The following is a 19,432-nucleotide window of genomic DNA, read 5'->3' as shown; positions in this document are numbered from 1 at the left end:
CGAGACCACCGACGGAAAGGGGCGGACCGCTACCCGGACACATGTGTCAGGAGACAGCGATGTCGCAGTATCCCGATGCCTCCGGAGCCGGTTCGGTCACCCCGAACCTCGACTTCGCGGGCACCACCCCGTACGAGGACTACGTCCAGGCCGACGTCCTCACCCACCTCCAGCACCCGCTCTCCGACGATCCCGGCGAGATGGTCTTCCTGGTCACCACCCAGGTGATGGAGCTGTGGTTCACCGTCATCGTCCACGAGTGGGAGACCGCGTCCCACGCCCTGCGCCGCGACGACCTGCCCGTCGCCGTGGACGCCCTCAAGCGGTCCGTACGCGAGCTGGACGCGCTGAACGCCTCCTGGCGCCCGCTCGCCCAGCTCACCCCCATGCAGTTCAACTCCTACCGCAGCGCCCTGGGCGAGGGCTCCGGGTTCCAGTCGGCGATGTACCGGCGCATGGAGTTCCTGCTCGGCGAGAAGTCGGCGTCGATGCTGGTCCCGCACCGCGGCGCGCCGCGCGTCCACGCGGAGCTGGAGAAGGCGCTGCACGAGCCGAGCCTCTACGACGAGGTGCTGCGGCTGCTGGCCCGCCGCGGGCTGCCCGTGCCGCAGGAGGTGCTCGACCGGGATCTCTCGCAGCGGTACGAGCCGTCGCCCGAGGTGGAGCGGGTATGGGCGTCCCTGTACGAGGGCACCGACCAGGACGCCGAGCTCGTACGCCTCGGCGAGGCGCTCACCGATGTCGCCGAGCTGGTGTGGCGCTGGCGCAACGACCACCTCGTGGCGACCCGCAGGGCCATGGGCGCCAAGTCCGGCACGGGGGGTTCCGCCGGGGTCGCCTGGCTGGAGAAGCGCGCGGCGAAGAACGTGTTCCCCGAACTGTGGACGGCGCGCAGCTATGTCTGAGACCGGGGCACGGCTCATAGCGAAGGCCGCGGAGCTGGACGCGGCGGATGAACTCGCCAAGCGGCGCGAGCTGTTCGCACTCGACGACGGCACGGTCTACCTGGACGGGAACTCGCTGGGCGCTCTGCCCCGCCATGTCCCTGCCCGGATGGCCGATGTCATCGGCCGCGAGTGGGGCGAGCTGCGCATCCGCTCCTGGGACGAGAGCGGCTGGTGGACGGCGCCCGAGCGGATCGGCGACCGGATCGCCCCGCTCGTCGGCGCGGAGCCGGGCCAGATCGTGGTCGGCGACTCCACCAGCGTCAATGTGTTCAAGGCCGTCGTCGCGGCGGTACGGATGGCCCCGGACGACCGGGACGAGATCCTCGTCGACGCCACCACGTTTCCCACCGACGGCTATGTCGCCGAGTCCGCCGCCCGGCTGACCGGCCGGCGTCTGGTGCCGGTCGCCCCGGCCGGGCTGACCGCCGCGCTCGGGCCCCGTACGGCCGCCGCGCTCATCAACCACGTGGACTTCCGCACAGGCCGGCTGCACGACCTGCCGTCCCTCACCGCGGCCGTCCACGAGGCGGGCGGGCTGGCGGTCTGGGACCTGTGCCACAGCGCGGGCGCGCTGCCCGTCGGGCTCGACGCCCACGGCGTGGACCTCGCTGTCGGCTGCACCTACAAGTACCTCAACGGCGGCCCCGGCTCGCCCGCGTACCTGTACGTCGCCGAGCGGCACCAGGCCCGTTTCGACTCCCCGCTGCCCGGCTGGAACTCGCACGCCGACCCGTTCGCCATGGCCGCGGGCTTCTCCGCGGCGGACGGTGCGCTGCGCGGCCGGGTCGGCACGCCGGACATCCTCTCGATGTTGGCGCTGGAGTCGGCGCTGGACGTCTGGGACGGGGTCCAGGTGGCGTCGGTACGGGCCAAGTCGCTGGCTCTGACCGACTTCTTCCTGGAGTGCGTGGAGGCGTACGCCCCCGCGGGCAGGGTCACCTCGCTGACCCCGCGCGCCCACGCGGAACGCGGCAGCCAGGTCGCGCTGTGCTGCGCCGAGGCGCCCGTCGTGATGGAGGCCCTGATCGAGCGCGGCGTGGTCGGCGATCTTCGCCGCCCTGACGTGCTGCGCTTCGGCTTCACCCCGCTGTACGTCGGCTTCGCCGACACCGAGCGGGCGGCGCGGGTCCTCGCGGAGGTGCTGGCGCAGGTGCCGGCTGCGGCACGCGGCTGAGCAGGGGCTGATCAGCGGCTCACCCGGGGACGGGGCACGAGTGTGGCCGGTGCGGGCGAGCCGCTGACGGTCCCCTCGGCCCGGGGGCCTGGGGAGACCCCACCCCCTCGGCCCGGGGGCCTGGGGAGACCCCACCCCCTCGGCCCGGGGGCCTGGGGAGACCCCACCCCCTCGGCCCGGGGGACATCCCCTCGGCCCGGGACCCGAGGGACGCGCTCACGTGTCCGACGACGCGGGCTCCCTCGAAGATCGCCAGGACGGGTCCGGGCTCCGGGTGGCCTGGTACCGTCCCGGCTGGCCAGGTCGATTCGGCCCCCGTACCGAAAGGTTGGAGCAGCATGCCGGACCCCGCCGCGGACGACGCCGCCCGTGAGGCTGCCGCTCGTGACGCCGCCGAGGAGACCTCGGCCCTGTCGCATCCGGCCGTCGCTCCCGACGCCACCGCCGCGTACGGCGAGCACCCCGACCAGAAGGTCGACTTCTACGCCCCGCGGGGCGGCCAGGACGGGGCGCCGCTGGTGGTGCTGCTGCACGGCGGGGCCTGGCGGGCGCCGTACGGGCGGCTGCATGTGACCCCGCTCGCCGACTTCCTCGCCCGGCGCGGTCTCGCCGTCGCCAACGTCGAGTACCGCAGGGGTGCGGCGCTGCCCCAGCAGCGGGAAGCCGATGCCGTCGGGGGGCCGGTGGCCGGGCGCTGGCCGGACACGTTCGACGACATCGCGGCGGCGATGGACGCGCTGCCCGGGCTGGCCGCCGCCGCGCTGCCACAGGCGGACCCGCGCCGCTTGGTCATCACGGGCCACTCCGCGGGCGGCCACCTCGCGCTGTGGGCCGCCGCCCGGCATGTGCTGCCCGCCGACGCTCCGTCCGGCTGGCGGCTGCCCCGGCCGCCCGGGCTGCGCGGGGTCGTCGCGCTCGCACCCGTGGCGGATCTGCGGCGTGCGGCCGAGCTGGATGTGTGCGGTGGGGCGGTGCGCCAGCTCCTGGGCCCGGACGAGCAGTTCGATGAGCGTCTGACCTGCGCGGATCCGGCCTTGTTGCTGCCCACCGGCATCGCGACGACCATCGTCCACGGCCGCGCCGACACCGTCGTGCCACCGGCTGTCGCCGAGGCGTACGCCGACGCGGCGGCGAAGGCGGGCGAGCCGGTCGGCTTCACGCTCCTCGAGGACGTCGGGCACTTCCCGCTGATCGATCCGGCGTCGGACGCCTGCGCCGTGGTGGCGGAGGAGATCGCCCAGCTCGCCTGGTGATTCCGCGAGTCGGCCGCGTAGTACCTGGGACGGATACCGAAGTATCCGCATCGCAGGTGACGACCCCGCCCGCGCGTCCCCGTACCTTGGCTGACGTGACCGATTCGCAGACCACCCAGCGCATACCGGGCCCCGAGGCCGAGGCCGGGTCGAAGAGCGCTGGAGACCGCAGCCCCGAGCTCCGCCTGGCCATGGGCCTGCTCCAAGGGCTACGCGACGACCTCGCCCACGATGTCCTCGCCTACCGACCGCTTCCGCCGCTCGGCAAGGACGGGCCCGTGATCCGCCGCCTCCCGGGCCGGCTGGGCGACGGGGCGGTCTGGATCCGGCACGCGCTCGTGGCCTTCGCCGCGTTCATCGTGCTCACCGCCGGATACACGGTGGCCGCGAGCCCCTACGACGGCCGCAGCGACATAGGCGCGCTGCTGCTCGTCGCACCCGTCGCGGCGGTGTTGCTGACGCTGGTGAGGCCCGTCGCCGCGTTCTGGCTGTCGCTGCTGACCACCCCGTTCGTCTCCGTGCTCGTGTCGGGCTGGGAGGACTGGCCCTGGTCGGTGCCGTGCTTCGTCGCCCATCTGACGGTGCTCACCGTGGTCGCCGCCCGGACCCGGCCCCGCACCGCCGCATGGATGTGGCTGCTGACGGCCGCGTACGGGGCGTTCGCCGACGCCCTGCTGCACGACAACACCTACTACGGCACGAACACCCCGGTGATGCTGACGCTCTCCGCGATGTCCCTGCTCGTCATGACCGTGTCGTACGTCCGTCGCGAGGCCCGCGAGGAGGTCGCCGTACAGCAGAGCGTCACCGCCGTCGAACGCGACCGGCGCACCCTGCTGGAGGAGCGCACCACCATCGCCCGCGAACTGCACGACGTGGTGGCGCACCACATGTCGGTGGTCGCCATCCAGGCCGAGGCCGCGCCCTACCGGGTGGAGAACCCGCCCCCGGAGCTCGAGCAGGCCTTCGTCACCATCCGCGAGAACGCGGTGGCCGCGCTCACCGAGCTGCGCCGGGTGCTCGGCGTCGTACGGGCCGAGGACTACGAGGCCCCCGACGCACCGCAGCCGACCCTCGCCGACCTCGACGGTCTGCTCCGCAACGTCCGGGACGCGGGTCTTGAGGTGGGTCTGGCGATCACCGGCGCGGTGCGCGAGCTGCCCCAGGGCGTGGAGCTCTCGGCGTACCGGATCGTCCAGGAGGCCCTCAGCAACGTGCTCCGGCACGCACCGGGAGCGTCGGCCAGGGTCGAGGTCTCATACGTGCTGGGCGGCCTGGGTCTGCGGATTCTGAACGGCCCGGCCGACCGGCTGAGCAAGCCGTCACCGGGCTCGGGCCACGGTCTCACCGGCATGCGGGAACGCGTGACCATGCTGAAAGGCGAGATGACAGCCGGACCCGCCGACGACGGCGGCTACGAGGTCGCCGCATACCTCCCCGTCGCGAAGGACGAGCCCGCATGACCGGCACCCCTGACATCCGTGTGCTGATCGTGGACGACCAGGCGATGGTCCGCGAGGGCTTCTCCGTGCTGCTGAACGCGATGCCCGGCATCGAGGTCGTCGGCGAGGCGGTCAACGGCCGCCAGGCGGTCGTCCAGGTCGCGGCCCTGCGCCCGGACGTGGTCCTGATGGACATCCGCATGCCGGAACTCAACGGCATCGAGGCCACCCGCGAGATCGTGGCGGCGGACTCCGACGCCAAGGTGCTGGTCCTCACCACCTTCGACCTCGACGAATACGTCTACCAGGCCCTGCGCGCCGGTGCCTCCGGCTTCCTGCTCAAGGATGCCTCGGCACGCCAGCTCGCGGACGGCGTACGTGTCGTGGCGGCGGGCGAGGCCCTGCTCGCCCCCACGGTCACCCGACGCCTGATCACCGAGTTCTCCCGGATCTCCACCTCGCCCCGGCTCCCGGCGATGGCCCAGATCGGCGATCTGACCGAACGCGAGACGGAGGTGCTGGTACTGATCGCGCAGGGCCTGTCGAACGCGGAGATCGCCTCGCACCTGGTGGTCGCGGAGTCCACGATCAAGACACACGTCAGCCGGATCCTGGTGAAACTGGGCCTGCGGGACCGCACGCAGGCGGCGGTGTTCGCGTACGAGGCGAGGCTGGTCACGCCGGGTTAGACAGCGGCTGACGAGACGGTGGATTTCCCTCGTCCGGGCGATCGTCGGGGGAATGGCCCCGGCAGCGGAGCTATCTGCCCATGCTGGCGTGAGCACGGGAAGGAGTGCACCATGACGGTTATGGCAGAGCGCATGTCTCAATTGACGGTGGAAGAGTTCGAGAGGGTCGCCGAATTCACCGCCAAAGAGTCCGACGACGCCGTCAGGTTGGAGTTCATCAACGGGCGGATCGGGGAAAAGCGCGTGCCTGACGGCGATCATGGTGAGATCATGAGCTGGCTTCAGGAACGCTGCATGCAGGCTGGGGCGGGCATGTGGCTGTTTGGCGAGCAGGGCCTGAAGTTGAGTTCCTACCGCAAGGGCCGAGCCAGGCCGGACGGCTCCCTCGCGCGAAGGGGGACCTTCGCCGGTCAGGGCGAGTGGGCGAACCCGGATGGCGTCCTGATGACCGTCGAGATCACGTCGTACGACAGTGACACCGACAAGCGCGACCGCGAGGACAAGCCCCTCGCATACGCCGATGCCGGCATCCCCGTCTACCTTCTCATCGACCGCGACGACTGCACGCTCACCGTGCACAGCGATCCGGCTCCGGAGAGCGGCCGCGGCTACCTCGACGTGCACAGGGTCGCCTTCGGCGCCGGGATCGTCCTCCCCGACCCCGTCGGCATCACCCTCGACACAGAGGTCTTGAAGAACTACGTCCGCTGACCCTAGCGTCCCCTCATGGATGCCCCCGCCCCCTCGCCGCACGCCGCTTCCCGGTTCGCCCCCTGGTCCCCGTCCTTCGCCGCCGACCCCTATCCGGCGTACGCGGAGCTGCGCGCCGCGGGGCGGGTCCACTGGTTCGAGCCGACGCGGCAGTGGCTGGTCCCGCGCTACGAGGATGTCTCGGGGCTGCTGCGGGACCGGCGTCTGGGGCGGACGTATCTGCACCGCTTCACCCACGAGGAGTTCGGGCGTACGGCCCCTCCGGCCGCACACGAGCCGTTCCACACGCTGAACGACCACGGGCTGCTGGATCTGGAGGCCCCCGACCACACCCGTATCCGGCGCCTGGTCACCAAGGCGTTCACCCCGAGGACCGTCCAGGCGCTGGAGCCCACGGTGCGGCGGCTGGCCGCCGAGCTGGTGGGACGGTTGGTGAAGGAGGGCGGTGGTGATCTGCTCGGGGAGGTCGCGGAGCCGCTGCCGGTGGCCGTGATCGCGGAGATGCTGGGGATCCCCGCGACGGACCGTGTGCTGCTGAGGCCCTGGTCGGCGGATATCTGTGGGATGTACGAGCTGAATCCGACCGACGAGACGGCTGCCCGCGCCGTCCGGGCCTCGGTCGAGTTCTCCGCGTATCTGCGGGGGCTGATCGCCGAGCGGCGCAGGGACCCTGGCGAGGATCTGATCTCGGCGCTGATCGCCGCGTACGAGGAGGGCGACCGGCTCAGCGAGCAGGAGATGGTCTCCACCTGTGTGCTGCTGCTGAACGCGGGGCACGAGGCGACCGTCAACACCACGGCGAACGGCTGGTGGACCCTTTTCCGCCACCCGGAGCAGCTCGCCGGCCTCCGCGCTGACCACTCCCGGCTGTCCACAGCTGTGGAGGAGCTGATGCGGTACGACACCCCGCTCCAGCTCTTCGAGCGCTGGGTGCTCGACGACATCGAGATCGACGGGACCATCATTCCCCGGGGCTCCGAACTGGCGCTGCTCTTCGGCTCCGCCAACCGCGACCCGGCTCGCTTCGAGCGCCCCGACGAGCTGGACCTCGCGAGGCCCGACAACCCGCATATCTCGTTCGGCGCCGGTATCCACTACTGCCTGGGCGCCCCGCTCGCCCGGATCGAACTGGCCGCGTCCTTCGGGGAGCTGCTGCGCGAGGCACCGGCGATGCGGCTGGCGGCGGAACCGGAGTGGAAGCCGGGGTTCGTGATCAGGGGGGTGCGCGAGTTGCTGGTCGAGCTCTGACACCTCTGCCGAGACCTCTGACGCTCAGCCCTACGAGACGAGGTCCCGGCGCCGGAAGCTCACCAGGCCCGCCACCACAAGACCCGCCGCGAGCCCGGTCAGCACCAGCACGGGCGGCCAGTGCATCGCCGGACCCGGCAGCTTCGGCAGGTGCCCGAAGGGGGAGAGGCCCAGCATTGTCTCCGGCAGGTCCAGCGCCGGGCCGATCCAGCCGAGCGCCAGGCAGACCCCCGCCACGCCCCGGCCCGCCGGTGCCGCCTTCGGCACGGCCCCGTACAGCACCACGGCCATCCCCGCGACCGTCCACACCGCGGGCACCTGCACGAGCACCGCGCCGAGCAGCGCGGGCAGCCGCCCACCGTGCCCGGCGGCGAGCCCGGCCCCGGCGAGCAGCATGATCAGAGCCGCGCCACCGAAGGCGATGAGCAGATGGCCGGTCAGCCAGCGGGTCCGGCCGACCGCGTTCGCGAGCACGGGTTCCGCGCGCTGTGACGTCTCCTCGCCGTGTGCTCGCAGCACGGCCCCGACCGCGTACAGCGTGGCGATCAGGCCGAACATCCCCGCCATCGTGGCGAGGAAGGCGTCCGTGAGGCCGGACTGCCCGCCCATCCGCTCGAAGATCTCCCTGGCCTGTGCGTTGCCGCCCACGATGTCGGCGGCACCGCTCGCCATCCGGCCGAACACGACTCCGCCGAGCAGGAATCCCGCGCCCCAGCCGAGCAGACCCCCGCGCTGCAACCGCCAGGCGAGCCCGCCCGCCGTCGCGACCGTCCCGGTGCCCGGACCCGGCCGGGTCGGCAGGAAGCTCATGCCGACGTCGCGTCGCCCGGCGAGGGTGTAGGCGACGGCGGCCTGGAGCGAGGCGGTCAGGGTGATGAGTCCGAGCACCCACCACCGTTCGCCGGCGAAGGCGCGTACGTGCTCGGTCCAGCCGATGGGGGACAGCCAGGTCGGGACGGAACCGCCGTCCTCCGTGCCCGCGTCACCGGCCGCGCGGAGCACGAACGCCAGCCCCAGCACCCATGCCGTCAGGCCCTTGGCGAGCCGTGCGCTCTCGGTGAGCTGGGCGACGATCGCCGCCATCGTGCCGAAGAGCACGCCCGTCCCGCCGACCGCGAGCCCGAGCGCCAGAGCGCCACCCACACCCTGACGGGCCAGCCCCGCCGTGATCAGCAGGGCGAGCGCCGCGTTGGCGGCCACGGCGGTGAGCAGCGCGGCGGTCAGCGGTGCGCGCCGGCCCACCACGGCCGACGACAACAGCTCCTGACGGCCCGTCTCCTCCTCCTCGCGGGTGTGGCGTACGACCACGATCAGGCTCATCACGGCGGCAAGCACCGCCGCGAAGGTGCCGAACCGCCAGGCGACGAGCCCGCCGACCGAGTCGCCGAAGACCGGACCGTAAAGCGACCGCATGGAGCTGTTCGCCGTCATCGAACGGGCCAGCTCGGTGCGCGCGGCGTCCGTGTCGTAGAGGGCCGCCAGCGAGCCGGCGCCGCTGACCACCATGCCCCCGACGCCGAGGACCCAGAGCGGCAGCACGATCCGGTCGCGGCGCAGGGCGAGCCGGAGCAGCGTCCCGGTCCCGGCCACCGGTGCGAACGCCGTGGCGGTCATCGCGCCACCGCCGCTTCCGCCGGTTCTTCCGGCACCTGGTAGTGCCGCAGGAACAACTCCTCCAGGGTGGGCGGGGTGCTGGTCAGCGACCGCACACCCGATCCGGTGAGCGCGCGCAGCGCCGCGTCCAGCTTGTCCGTGTCGACCTGGAACCGCACCCGCGGTCCGGTCACCTCAAGGCCGTGCACCCCGGGCAGGTCCGCGAGTCCGTCGGGCGGGCTCGCGAGCTCCGCGCTCACGCTCGTACGCGTCAGATGGCGCAGCTCGGCGAGCGAACCGCTCTCGACGGTCCGGCCCTTGCGGATGATGCTGACCCGGTCGCACAGCGCCTCGACCTCGCTCAGCACATGGCTGGAGAGCAGCACGGTCCGGCCGCGTGCGCGTTCCTCGCGGACGCAGTCCTGGAAGACCTCCTCCATCAGCGGGTCGAGGCCGCTCGTCGGCTCGTCCAGGATCAGCAGATCGACATCGGAGGCGAAGGCGGCGACCAGCGCGACCTTCTGCCGGTTGCCCTTGGAGTAGGTGCGCCCCTTCTTCGTCGGGTCCAGCTCGAAGCGCTCGATCAGCTCGCCGCGCCGCGTCCGCGCCCGCTCGCCCTTCGCCCGCCGCGCTTCACGCGGTCCCGTCTCGTGCAGCCGCGTGTAGAGGTCGATGACCTCGCCTCCCGAGAGATTGCGCCAGAGGGTCACATCGCCGGGTACGTACGCGACTCGGCGGTGCAGTTCGACGGCGTCCTTCCAGGGGTCCCTGCCGAGGAGCCGGGCAGTGCCGGAGTCGGCCCGCAGCAGTCCGAGCAGCACCCGGATGGCGGTCGACTTGCCCGCGCCGTTGGGCCCGAGGAACCCGTGGACCTCACCGGCCCCGACGGTGAGGTCGAGGCCGTTGAGCGCGTGGGTGCGTCCGAAGGACTTGTGCAGTCCCGCGACTTCGATGGTCATGTTTCGGAACATACGCTACTTTCACAAAGTTGTGAAGTTAAGGAAGCGTATAAACTAAGGCAGGCAGGGTGAGCAGGGGAGATGATCCGGTGGTGACCGACCAGACCGACGGGACCGGCCAGGACGGGCAGACAGACCCGCAGGAGCGCGACCGGCAGGCGGTCTCCGACTTCGTCGAGCGCTTCGCCGCGCAGCTGGTCGAGGCGGGCATGACCCGGATGCCCGCCCGGGTCTTCGCGGCGATCCTCTCCAGCGACGCGGGCGTCATGACCTCGGCCGAGCTGGGCGAGCAGCTCAAGGTCAGCCCCGCCGCGGTCTCGGGAGCTATCCGCTACCTCTCCCAGGTCAACATGGTCTCCCGGGAACGCGAACCGGGTTCCCGCCGTGACCGCTACCGCGTGCACAGCAACCAGTGGTACGAGGCGCTCGCCAATCGCGACAACGTGCTCAAGCGCTGGGAGGGTACCTTCCGCGACGGCGTCGCCGACCTCGGCGCCGGCACCCCGGCGGGGCGCAGGCTCGCCGAGACGCTGGAGTTCTTCGAGTTCATGGAGAGCGAGCTGGCCGGGATGATGCGCCGTTGGCGCGAGCACCGCGAGCGCGTCTTCGGTGCGTCCTGACTCTCCGTCTTATCCTGCACCTTCTCTCCGTTTGACCCTGCACCTTGTCGAGGGCCCAGAGTCCCGGATGTGGAGAGCGAGATGCGCAGCATCGGTGAGCTGGCCCGGGACAGCGGCCTGACCGTCAGCGCCCTGCGGTTCTACGACCGCGCGGGGGTGCTGGTCCCGGCTCAGGTGGACCCGTTCAGCGGCTACCGGTGGTACGACCCCGGTCAGCTGGACGAGGCCCGGCTGCTTGCCCGGCTACGCGCGGCGGGTATGCCGCTGACGGACATCCGGCTGGCCCTGGCCGCCTGGGCCGGCGGGGACAACGGACTGGTGCGGGGGCTGCTCAAGGAGCATCTGCACCGACTGGAACGGGGGTTGTCCGATGCCCGCCGCGAGTTCTCCACGGTCCGAGAGCTGATCGACAACGAGGAGAGCCCGATGACCACCACCAACACCGCCGTCTGCGTCTCCGTCGCCGCCGCCGAGCTGGCGGACGCGCTGGGAGCCGTACGGTTCGCGGCCGGCACGGACCCGGCGCTGCCGATGCTCGCCGGTGTGCTGTTCGACATCCAGGGCGGTGAACTGCGGGTCGTCGCCACCGACCGCTACCGCATGGCGGTTTCGTGCGCCTCGGCCACCGGCCATGACGCTGCCCGCGTCCAGGCCGTCGTCCCGTCCGCGCTGGTGGACGCGATGCAAGCGCTCCTCGGCGACGGTGACGCAGCCGCCCGGCTCACTCTCGACGGCGATCGGATCACCCTGGAGACCGCCGACCGCCAGACCGGCGGACGGTGCCTCGGTCAGGACTTCCCCGACTACCGCCGCCTGGTCAGGCTGCCCGCCGGACGCCGCGTCGAGACCGACACTGCCACGCTGCGGGCGGCCGTCGAGAACGGGCCGGTCCGCGCCGGCGAGGTGCGTGAACGGGACGGGGTGTCCTTCGACCTGACCGTCCTCTCGCTGACGGCCGGCGGCGGACTCACCGTGTCCGGGGACCGCGAGCATGCCGAACAGCGGCCCACCGACCACATCGGGGTGAACCGTGACTTCCTGCTTCAGGCGCTGGCGGCCGGGGCGCGGGACCGCTTGGTCCTGGAGCTGGGCGGCCCGACCGCGCCCCTGGCGATCCGGCGCCCCGACACGGAGCACACGTTCTCGCTGCTGATGCCGGTACGCATCGAGGAGGGCACCGCCTGACAGCCCCACTGGCGCTCCGCGGCACCGAACCGCAGCACCGCACCGCCGCGCCACCTCACCGCGCCGGAAGCGTCAGCGCCCACGCCCCTGCCCGCACCGTCCAGGTGCGCTTACGCACCGGCCCCGTGATCCTGGCGTCGGCGCGATAGCGGAAGTCAGGTCCGGAGACCGTCACCACTTCGGCGAGGGCCCGCACCGGGTCCTCGCCTCCGCTGCGGTGGACGATGACCTCGGCGGCGCCATCCCCGGCCCGTACCCGTACGTCCTCGACCGGTTCGTCCAGATCGTGCAGCAGCACTCCGTCCGCTTCGACGCGCAGCCGTCCGACGCCGGATCTCGGCGGTGGCAGAGGCAGCGGGGCGGGCCGGACGAGGGTGCGGACCAGGGAGCGGCAGGCGTCCCAGACCGACCCTGGCCCTGACTCCGGCCCCAACCTCGTAGGGCCGGCCGTGGCCAACCGCGACACTGTGGCCGGGATGCGGACCGCCCCCAGCACCACCCCGTCGCTGTCGTCCACCAGCAGGTCCAGCTCACGCGCCGCCCCGTCCAGCACCGTCCGGGCCGCCGCCACCGCTCCCGTCGGCACCCCCAGCGAACGCGCCAGCTCCACCGAAGCCCCGTCTCCGACCGGTACCACCGACAGGGCCTCGCCCGTGAGCCCGCGCGCCCGGTGCAGGGCCGACACGGCCCGCAGCAGCGCGCGGTCGTCACCGACCACGACGGGCCGCCGGGGTCCCCTGCGTTCCAGGGTCCGGGCGAATTCCCCGGGGCTGTCCGGAAGGCAGATCTTCACATCTGCGCCCGCACACAGCACATCTTTCGCGATACGGACGGACTCGCCGTCAAAACGGCGGGCGACCGGGTCGATGACCACCAGGAGCTGGTCGTGAGCCGACACCTCGGTCCTTCCTCGGGTAGCATCTTTGTGCAAGAGCCCCTTGCGCTATTGCGCCAGGGGCTTCGTCTATTCCGGGGCAAACACCGGTTGGCGGCTCAGGCCCCCGACCTTGGACATGCCCCGCCCGGAAGGGGTGTACGCCTGTGCCCGCACTTGTGCTGCTCGGTGCTCAGTGGGGTGACGAAGGCAAGGGAAAGGCCACCGACCTCCTCGGTGGTTCCGTGGACTATGTGGTGCGTTACCAGGGTGGTAACAACGCCGGCCACACTGTGGTTGTCGGCGACCAGAAGTATGCGCTCCACCTCCTCCCTTCCGGAATCCTTTCGCCGGGATGTACCCCGGTCATCGGCAACGGTGTCGTGGTCGACCCGGCTGTCCTGCTCTCCGAGCTGAGCGGGCTGAACGAGCGCGGCGTGGACACGTCCAAGCTTCTGATCAGCGGTAACGCCCATCTGATCACCTCGTACAACGTCACTCTCGACAAGGTGACGGAACGGTTCCTCGGGAAGCGGAAGATCGGCACCACGGGCCGCGGCATCGGACCCACCTACGCCGACAAGATCAACCGTGTCGGTATCCGGGTCCAGGACCTGTACGACGAGTCGATCCTGACGCAGAAGGTCGAGGCGGCGCTTGAGCAGAAGAACCAGCTGCTCGCCAAGGTCTTCAACCGCCGAGCGATCGAGGCGGAGCGCGTGGTCGAGGAGCTGCTCGACTACGCCGACAAGATCAGGCCGTATGTCGCCGACACCACGCTGATCCTGAACAACGCGCTGGACGAGGGCAAGGTCGTGCTCTTCGAGGGCGGCCAGGGCACCCTGCTCGACGTCGACCACGGCACGTACCCCTTCGTCACCTCGTCCAACCCGACGGCGGGCGGGGCCTGCACCGGCGCGGGGGTGGGCCCGACGAAGATCAGCCGGGTCATCGGCATCCTCAAGGCGTACACCACCCGCGTCGGGGCCGGTCCGTTCCCGACCGAGCTCTTCGACGAGGACGGCGAGGCGCTGCGCCGCATCGGCGGCGAGCGCGGTGTGACCACCGGACGTGACCGCCGCTGCGGCTGGTTCGACGCGGTCATCGCGCGCTACGCGACCCGTGTCAACGGCCTGACCGACTTCTTCCTCACCAAGCTGGACGTGCTCACCGGCTGGGAGCAGATCCCGGTCTGTGTGGCGTACGAGATCGACGGCCGGCGCGTCGAGGAGCTGCCGTACTCGCAGACGGACTTCCACCACGCGAAGCCGGTCTACGAGTACCTGCCGGGCTGGTCCGAGGACATCACCAAGGCCAAGACCTTCTCGGACCTGCCGAAGAACGCGCAGGCGTATGTGAAGGCGCTGGAGGAGATGTCCGGCGCCCCGATCTCGGCGATCGGCGTCGGTCCGGGCCGTACCGAAACCATCGAGGTCAACTCGTTCTTGTAGGCCGGTCGGGCAGGCACACGCGCGCAGGGCGCACACGGTGCCCCGGGACCCTGGTGTCCCGGGGCACCGCCTTCTTGTCTTCGGGCCTGGAGCGGCTGATCAAGCCGACGGGCGGCGGATCATATCCACTTTCTGCATGTCATGTACCAGTAATCGCGATTCTTCTCCCTGGTTCCGCGCACAGTGCGTAGCTTCCTCGTGACGGAACGGGCGCGTAGTTCGAGGCCCGGGCAACGCTGTGACGAGCATGACGAGGAGCAGGACCGGAATGGCAAACGTGGAGGTCTCCCTCAAGGAGACGATGACAATGATCGAGGGCGCCCTGGGGGTCGCCCTGGTCGACTACACCAGCGGAATGGCGCTGGGCACCCTGGGCGGCGGCAAGGACCTCGACCTGGCGGTGGCGGCGGCGGGCAACACCGATGTGATCCGCGCCAAGGTCCGCACCATGGAGCACCTTGGGCTCAACGACGACATCGAGGACGTCCTGATCACCCTCGGCGGTCAGTACCACCTCATCCGGCTGCTCAAGGGACGGGGCGGCAACGGCCTGTTCCTCTACCTGGTGCTCGACAAGAGCAACTCCAACCTGGCCATGGCCCGCCACCAGCTCAGGCGCATCGAAGCCGAGCTCGAGGTCTAGCCAAGCCCCTCTTCTCCCGGCCTTCGCACACCCAGGACTTGAAAATTTCTTCAAGTCGCCACATCGCCACATCCAGATCAGGGCAAACGCCTGAGTGTGCGGGGCCGGGAGGCTGGAGGATGGTGCGCACGACACGCCCCGCCCAGGAGTGATTTCGCCATGCAGGTCCCGCTCTACCAGGCCAAGGCCGAGTTCTTCCGCATGCTCGGGCACCCGGTGCGCATTCGGGTTCTGGAGCTCCTTCAGCACGGCCCCGTACCCGTACGCGACCTGCTGGACGACATCGAGATCGAGCCGTCGAGCCTGTCCCAGCAGTTGGCCGTGCTGCGCCGCTCCGGGATCGTCGTCTCCATCCGGGATGGCGCCACCGTGAGCTACGCCCTGGCGGGAGGGGACGTCGCCGAGCTGCTGCGCGCCGCCCGCCGGATCCTCACCGAACTTCTCGCGGGACAGACCGAGCTGCTGGCGGAGCTCCGTCAGGCCGATGTCGTGGGCCCCGCCCAGTCGTCCTGAACCGAAACCCCCGACTGCGGGGGCAGCGCCACCCCAGATCCTCACCGCTTCGGATGGGGCGCCGCCTCTTCTGATACGGCATACCTGTCGCCCGCCTCCGGCATCCGGCCGGGGCGGGCGAGCGTCGTATGCCACTCGCGTCTGCCGAATTCCGCGGCACTCCCACATATGGAGTAATCATCAGATTTTAGGCTTTTATCGTGTTGGGGTGTCGCTTACTTGCCCCTTTGCCCTCGGAGGGGGTGTGACGGCCTGTCATAGAGAAAGCGAGCTGCATCGGATGTCTGGATCTCGGGGCATGAGCGCGGGTGTGACGCGTCGTGCGAAGTCGGCGGCGTTGAGCCGTCACTGGAGGGCCGCTGTGGTGACGGCGGCCGGTTTCGCCACATTGGTCGGCATGTCGACCGTCGCGGTCGTCGCGGAAGCGGACGCGGCCGAGGCGCACGCGCCGTCTCCCGCGCCGAAGGCGGAGGAGGCCAAGGGAGCGAATGGAGGCGAGGGCGCGGAGAAGTCCGCCCCGTCGAAGGAGGGGGGAGGTGAGGAGGGCCACGGGGGCAAGGGTGACAAGACCGAGAAGAGCGGCAAGGGGGACAAGGGGGACAAGGGGGACAAGGGCTACGCCGGCAGGAAGCGCGGAAGCTACGAGGACGATGACAAGGAATACGTCGAGTGCGACCCCAACGCGCTGGTGGCCGCGCTGGTCAGGCTGAACGAGAACCGTGGTGGGAATCTGGTCCTGGCCAAGGACTGCACGTACACCCTGACGGCGAATCTGGACGGTAGTGGCCTGCCGCGGATCACGCAGCCGATCTCGATCTTCGGTCATGGCGCGACGATCGAGCGCGCTGCCAACGCAGACCAGTTCCGCCTCTTCGATGTCGGTCCCGGCGGCGACCTGAAGCTCCGCAAGCTGACCCTTACCCGAGGTAAGACCATCGAGGCCGAAGAGGGCGGCGCCATCAGGGTGAGCAACGCGGGGCGGATTGAGCTCAACGACGTCAAGGTCACGGACAACACCGTCGACTCCATCGAAGACGACGACGCCGGCGGTCTCCTGAACGACGGAATCGCCACAGTGCGCAGCAGTGTCTTCCAGGGGAACTCCGGTGACGACGGCGCCGCCATCACCAACAACGACGGCAAGGTCGAGATCGTTGACAGCGAGATCACGCGCAACACCGCCGACCCCGATGACGGCTTCGCCGCTCTCTACAACGACGGCACCATGAAGATCCTCAAGAGCACGGTCAGTCACAACATCGCCAGCGACGGCGGCGGCGTACACAACGACGAAGTCCTGGAGGTCGAGGAGAGTACCTTCGCCTACAACTTCGCGGCGGAGGAGGGCGGTGGTATCGAGAGTGACGCCGGCCAGCTCCACCTGCGCGACAGCCTCATCAAGGGCAACACCGCCGGGGAGAACGGTGGCGGTGTCGACCTCCCTGCCCCCGCGACGATCGTGCGTACCAAGATCGTCGACAACGTGGTCACCGGAGGCGAGGCCACTGGTGGTGGTGTCTTCGTGGACGTGGGCGTGGGCGAGGCGGTTTCGATCCGCGATTCGAAGATCATCGGTAACCAGGCTCCCGGCGACGCGGCATCGGGCGGCGGCATCTTCGTGACCGGCAGCGGGGGTGTCCTGCGGCTGACGGACGTGAAGGTGACGGGGAACATCTCCGACGAGCCCGCCGGTGGTGTGGACAACAACGGCACCGTCGAGACCTACGGCAAGATCAAGATCGTCGACAATGTGCCCACCAACTGCGAGGGCGGGGCCAACCCCGTTCCGAACTGCTTCGGCTGACGGGCCACGCTCGACCGCCTGCCCCCGGTTCCTCTCCCCGGGGGCAGGCGCACGTCCGGGTGCGCCGCCGCTGACACGAATCCCCGCACAACACCGGGCTTCTGTCCGATATACAGCTTTTGTGTGTTTTGATATATCTGCTTTCGCTTCTTCGGGATCTGAGGGGTGACGGCCTGTCACACGGAAGGAGGGCTGCGTCGATGTCTGAATCACAGGTGGCGGACGTGCTGAGCCGTCGCTGGAAGGTGACTGTGCTCGCGGCGGCCGGATTCGCGACGGTGGTGGCCACCACGACGATCGTCACGATCAGGGACTCCGAGGAGCCGGGACCGCAAGCCGCCACGGCGCTCGTGGACGACAAGGGCGACGAAGGTGGGGGCGGCCACGGCGAAGCCGGCGACAGGGGCGGCCATGACGAGTACGCCCACGACACCGGTGTCGGCACCACGCACGTGGAGTGCGACCCGAACGACCTGATCGCGACGCTGGTGGAGCTGAACGGGAACAGCGGCGGGGAGCTGGACCTGGCGAAGGACTGCACCTACACCCTGACCGCCAACGAAGACGGCAACGGCCTTCCGCGGATCACCCAGCCGGTCGTCATCCACGGCAACGGCGCCACCATCCAGCGTGCCGCCAACGCGGACGACTTCCGCTTCTTCGAGGTCGAGTCCGGGGGAGACCTGAGGCTTCGTCATCTCACTCTCACTCGCGGCAAGGCTGCCGTGGACGAGGATGGCGGTGCGCTCTATGTGCATGCCGGGGGCCGGCTCGATCTGGACCGCGTCACCGTCACCCGCAACACCATGTTCGACCCGCGGGACAACAGCCAGGACGGTGCCGGCGTCTACAACGAGGGCGTCACCACCATCCGCAACAGCACCTTCGGCGGGAACACCAGCGATGACGGCGCCGCCGTCTTCAACCTCAATGGCAAGGTTGAGATCCACAAATCCAAGATCATCGGCAATGTCTCGGACCCCGGGGACGGTCGGGGTGTCGTCTACAACGAGGGCGGTTCCCTGCGGATCTCCAAGAGCTTGGTCGGCCACAACCATGCATTCCAGGGCGGGGCCGTCTACAGCGAAGGCGGCACCACACAGATCGAGGGCAGCGGTGTCGTGTACAACCGCGGCGCCATCGGCGGCGGTGCCCATCACGTGGACGGCACGCTCGCCGTACGCGGCAGCACTTTCGCCCACAACACCGCTACCACGGGCGCGGGCGGCGGGGGGTTCAGTCTGGAGGGCTCCGCGGTGATCGAGGACAGCAGGATCCACGGCAACGTCGCCGTCTCCGGCAATGGCGGCGGCGTCATCACCAACACCGGGGAAGCCGGTCAGCTGATCTCGATCCGCGACTCGAAGATCTACGACAATCAGGCGCCCGGCAACGGGGCTGTGGGCGGTGGCATCTTCGTCGGCGAGGGTGATGAAGTCCGGCTCACGGACACGAAGGTGACCGGCAACATCTCCGACGAGCCCGCCGGTGGTGTGCACAACCTGGGCACCGTCACCACGCACGGCAAGGTCAGGATCGTCGACAACGTGCCGACCAACTGCCAGGCCACCGGGACCAACCCCGTCCCCAACTGCTTCGGCTGACAGCAACCACCGACACCTCCCCAGACCGCCCGCCCCCGGTTCCTCTCCCCGGGGGCGGGCGCGCGTCCGGGTGCGCGTCGGCATTGACGGCGACACACCGAAGTCCAGAGGGGTGATTGTCCTATTTTGGGCTTTTCATGTGTTCTGATGTGACGTACTTTCACCCCTTTTGGAATCCGGGGGTGTGACGGCTTGTCACATAGAAGGAGAGCTGAGCGCATGTCTGAAGCGCAGGTGACGACGGCGCTGAGCCGTCACTGGAAGCTTGCCGTGCTTGCCGCGGCCGGCTTCGCCACGGTCGCGGCCACCACCACGTTCGCCGCCGTCAGCCACCGCGAGACGGTGGCGGGGGCGCAAGCGGCCGCTGCGGCCGCTGACGGCAAGGGGCTGCCCGCCGGCGGCGGGGGCAAGGGCGACGAGGGTAAGGGCGACCACGACAAGGGTGGTCACGACAAGGGTGGTCACGACAAGGGTGGTCACGACAAGGGTGGCCATGACAAGGGTGGCCATGACAAGGGTGGTAGGTCCGGCCACGGTGAGGACGACGAGTACGGTGGTCGCCATGGTGGCGATGACGCGATCAAGGTGGAGTGCGACCCGAACGAGCTGATCGCGGCGCTGGTCGACCTGAACGCGGACACCGGTGGCACGCTCGTCCTGGCGAAGGACTGCACGTACACGCTGACCGCCAACGAGGACGAGAACGGCCTTCCGGAGATCAC

At 70.1% G+C, this 19,432-nt stretch carries 17 protein-coding genes and 1 pseudogene; 15 read left to right on the top strand and 3 right to left on the bottom strand.

Features of this window, described 5'->3' with window-relative positions; all coding sequences use genetic code 11:
• Positions 1-59: 59 nt before the first annotated feature.
• The 7 genes from ABZ532_RS17820 to ABZ532_RS17790 all read left to right on the top strand — a co-directional run bounded on the left by ABZ532_RS17820 (position 60) and on the right by ABZ532_RS17790 (position 7,464).
• A complete protein-coding gene (locus tag ABZ532_RS17820) occupies positions 60-905 on the top strand; it encodes a tryptophan 2,3-dioxygenase (RefSeq protein ID WP_361283773.1) in 846 nt (281 codons plus the stop codon).
• Positions 898-2,121 (top strand): kynureninase, encoded by a 1,224-nt coding sequence (gene kynU / locus ABZ532_RS17815; RefSeq protein ID WP_361283770.1) that lies wholly within the window; start codon positions 898-900, stop codon positions 2,119-2,121. Before ABZ532_RS17820 ends, kynU begins: the two co-directional genes overlap by 8 nt.
• A 338-nt stretch (positions 2,122-2,459) precedes the next feature.
• Entirely contained in the window at positions 2,460-3,374 is a 915-nt protein-coding gene (locus tag ABZ532_RS17810; RefSeq protein WP_361283767.1) for an alpha/beta hydrolase, read from the top strand.
• Positions 3,375-3,496: 122 nt separating this feature from the next.
• Positions 3,497-4,837, top strand: coding sequence for a histidine kinase (locus tag ABZ532_RS17805; protein WP_361284225.1), 1,341 nt, complete (start codon positions 3,497-3,499; stop codon positions 4,835-4,837).
• Positions 4,834-5,505 carry a response regulator transcription factor gene (locus tag ABZ532_RS17800; RefSeq protein ID WP_361283764.1) on the top strand — a complete coding sequence of 224 codons (672 nt, stop codon included), beginning with the start codon at positions 4,834-4,836 and terminating at the stop codon, positions 5,503-5,505. Before ABZ532_RS17805 ends, ABZ532_RS17800 begins: the two co-directional genes overlap by 4 nt.
• A 111-nt stretch (positions 5,506-5,616) precedes the next feature.
• The gene (locus ABZ532_RS17795; RefSeq protein ID WP_361283761.1) at positions 5,617-6,216 is read left to right on the top strand and encodes a Uma2 family endonuclease; all 600 of its coding nucleotides are present in this window, start codon (positions 5,617-5,619) and stop codon (positions 6,214-6,216) included.
• A gap of 15 nt (positions 6,217-6,231) precedes the next feature.
• Positions 6,232-7,464 (top strand): cytochrome P450, encoded by a 1,233-nt coding sequence (locus ABZ532_RS17790; RefSeq protein ID WP_361283758.1) that lies wholly within the window; start codon positions 6,232-6,234, stop codon positions 7,462-7,464.
• 30 nt (positions 7,465-7,494) lie between these two features.
• Here ABZ532_RS17790 and ABZ532_RS17785 read toward each other — a convergent pair whose 3' ends face one another.
• Both ABZ532_RS17785 and ABZ532_RS17780 read right to left on the bottom strand, forming a co-directional pair.
• Positions 7,495-9,078: an ABC transporter permease gene (locus ABZ532_RS17785; protein ID WP_361283755.1), complete on the bottom strand. Its 1,584-nt coding sequence runs from the start codon at positions 9,076-9,078 to the stop codon at positions 7,495-7,497.
• On the bottom strand, positions 9,075-10,016 hold the full coding sequence (locus ABZ532_RS17780; RefSeq protein ID WP_361283752.1) for an ABC transporter ATP-binding protein: 942 nt from the start codon (positions 10,014-10,016) through the stop codon (positions 9,075-9,077). Before ABZ532_RS17780 ends, ABZ532_RS17785 begins: the two co-directional genes overlap by 4 nt.
• A 92-nt stretch (positions 10,017-10,108) precedes the next feature.
• Between ABZ532_RS17780 and ABZ532_RS17775 the strand changes: the two genes are divergently transcribed.
• Both ABZ532_RS17775 and ABZ532_RS17770 read left to right on the top strand, forming a co-directional pair.
• Positions 10,109-10,636, top strand: a complete 528-nt coding sequence (locus ABZ532_RS17775; RefSeq protein ID WP_361283749.1) for a MarR family transcriptional regulator — start codon at positions 10,109-10,111, stop codon at positions 10,634-10,636.
• Positions 10,637-10,705: 69 nt separating this feature from the next.
• Positions 10,706-11,821 (top strand): MerR family transcriptional regulator, encoded by a 1,116-nt coding sequence (locus ABZ532_RS17770; RefSeq protein ID WP_361283746.1) that lies wholly within the window; start codon positions 10,706-10,708, stop codon positions 11,819-11,821.
• Positions 11,822-11,876: 55 nt separating this feature from the next.
• Here ABZ532_RS17770 and ABZ532_RS17765 read toward each other — a convergent pair whose 3' ends face one another.
• On the bottom strand, positions 11,877-12,719 hold the full coding sequence (locus ABZ532_RS17765; RefSeq protein WP_361283743.1) for a diacylglycerol kinase: 843 nt from the start codon (positions 12,717-12,719) through the stop codon (positions 11,877-11,879).
• Between the two features lie 143 nt (positions 12,720-12,862).
• On the opposite strand from ABZ532_RS17765, the gene ABZ532_RS17760 reads away from it, so the two are divergent.
• The 6 genes and pseudogenes from ABZ532_RS17760 to ABZ532_RS17735 all read left to right on the top strand — a co-directional run.
• A complete protein-coding gene (locus ABZ532_RS17760; RefSeq protein WP_361283740.1) occupies positions 12,863-14,146 on the top strand; it encodes an adenylosuccinate synthase in 1,284 nt (427 codons plus the stop codon).
• A gap of 268 nt (positions 14,147-14,414) precedes the next feature.
• Entirely contained in the window at positions 14,415-14,789 is a 375-nt protein-coding gene (locus ABZ532_RS17755; protein ID WP_361283737.1) for a hypothetical protein, read from the top strand.
• A 159-nt stretch (positions 14,790-14,948) separates the two neighbouring features.
• The gene (locus tag ABZ532_RS17750) at positions 14,949-15,302 is read left to right on the top strand and encodes a metalloregulator ArsR/SmtB family transcription factor (RefSeq protein ID WP_361283734.1); all 354 of its coding nucleotides are present in this window, start codon (positions 14,949-14,951) and stop codon (positions 15,300-15,302) included.
• Positions 15,303-15,699: 397 nt separating this feature from the next.
• On the top strand, positions 15,700-17,106 hold the full coding sequence (locus tag ABZ532_RS17745; protein WP_361283731.1) for a hypothetical protein: 1,407 nt from the start codon (positions 15,700-15,702) through the stop codon (positions 17,104-17,106).
• Positions 17,107-17,306: 200 nt separating this feature from the next.
• A complete protein-coding gene (locus ABZ532_RS17740) occupies positions 17,307-18,710 on the top strand; it encodes a hypothetical protein (RefSeq protein WP_361283728.1) in 1,404 nt (467 codons plus the stop codon).
• Between the two features lie 219 nt (positions 18,711-18,929).
• Positions 18,930-19,432: pseudogene (locus ABZ532_RS17735) on the top strand (hypothetical protein); the annotation flags it as partial.

Origin of the sequence: Streptomyces sp. NPDC019396 (assembly GCF_040632375.1) — a bacterium.
In the GTDB taxonomy this organism is placed as follows: Bacteria; Actinomycetota; Actinomycetes; order Streptomycetales; family Streptomycetaceae; genus Streptomyces.
This window is presented reverse-complemented; position numbering and strand designations above follow the sequence as displayed.

Bases quoted from the DNA above. Each gene is read 5' to 3' on its own strand.
- ABZ532_RS17745 (WP_361283731.1), top strand. From the start codon at position 15,700: ATGTCGACCGTCGCGGTCGTCGCGGAAGCGGACGCGGCCGAGGCGCAC.
- ABZ532_RS17755 (WP_361283737.1), top strand. From the start codon at position 14,415: ATGGCAAACGTGGAGGTCTCCCTCAAGGAGACGATGACAATGATCGAG.
- ABZ532_RS17780 (WP_361283752.1), bottom strand. From the start codon at position 10,016: ATGACCATCGAAGTCGCGGGACTGCACAAGTCCTTCGGACGCACCCAC.
- kynU (WP_361283770.1), top strand. From the start codon at position 898: ATGTCTGAGACCGGGGCACGGCTCATAGCGAAGGCCGCGGAGCTGGAC.
- ABZ532_RS17750 (WP_361283734.1), top strand. From the start codon at position 14,949: ATGCAGGTCCCGCTCTACCAGGCCAAGGCCGAGTTCTTCCGCATGCTC.
- ABZ532_RS17800 (WP_361283764.1), top strand. From the start codon at position 4,834: ATGACCGGCACCCCTGACATCCGTGTGCTGATCGTGGACGACCAGGCG.
- ABZ532_RS17785 (WP_361283755.1), bottom strand. From the start codon at position 9,078: ATGACCGCCACGGCGTTCGCACCGGTGGCCGGGACCGGGACGCTGCTC.
- ABZ532_RS17790 (WP_361283758.1), top strand. From the start codon at position 6,232: ATGGATGCCCCCGCCCCCTCGCCGCACGCCGCTTCCCGGTTCGCCCCC.
- ABZ532_RS17810 (WP_361283767.1), top strand. From the start codon at position 2,460: ATGCCGGACCCCGCCGCGGACGACGCCGCCCGTGAGGCTGCCGCTCGT.
- ABZ532_RS17740 (WP_361283728.1), top strand. From the start codon at position 17,307: ATGTCTGAATCACAGGTGGCGGACGTGCTGAGCCGTCGCTGGAAGGTG.
- ABZ532_RS17795 (WP_361283761.1), top strand. From the start codon at position 5,617: ATGACGGTTATGGCAGAGCGCATGTCTCAATTGACGGTGGAAGAGTTC.
- ABZ532_RS17820 (WP_361283773.1), top strand. From the start codon at position 60: ATGTCGCAGTATCCCGATGCCTCCGGAGCCGGTTCGGTCACCCCGAAC.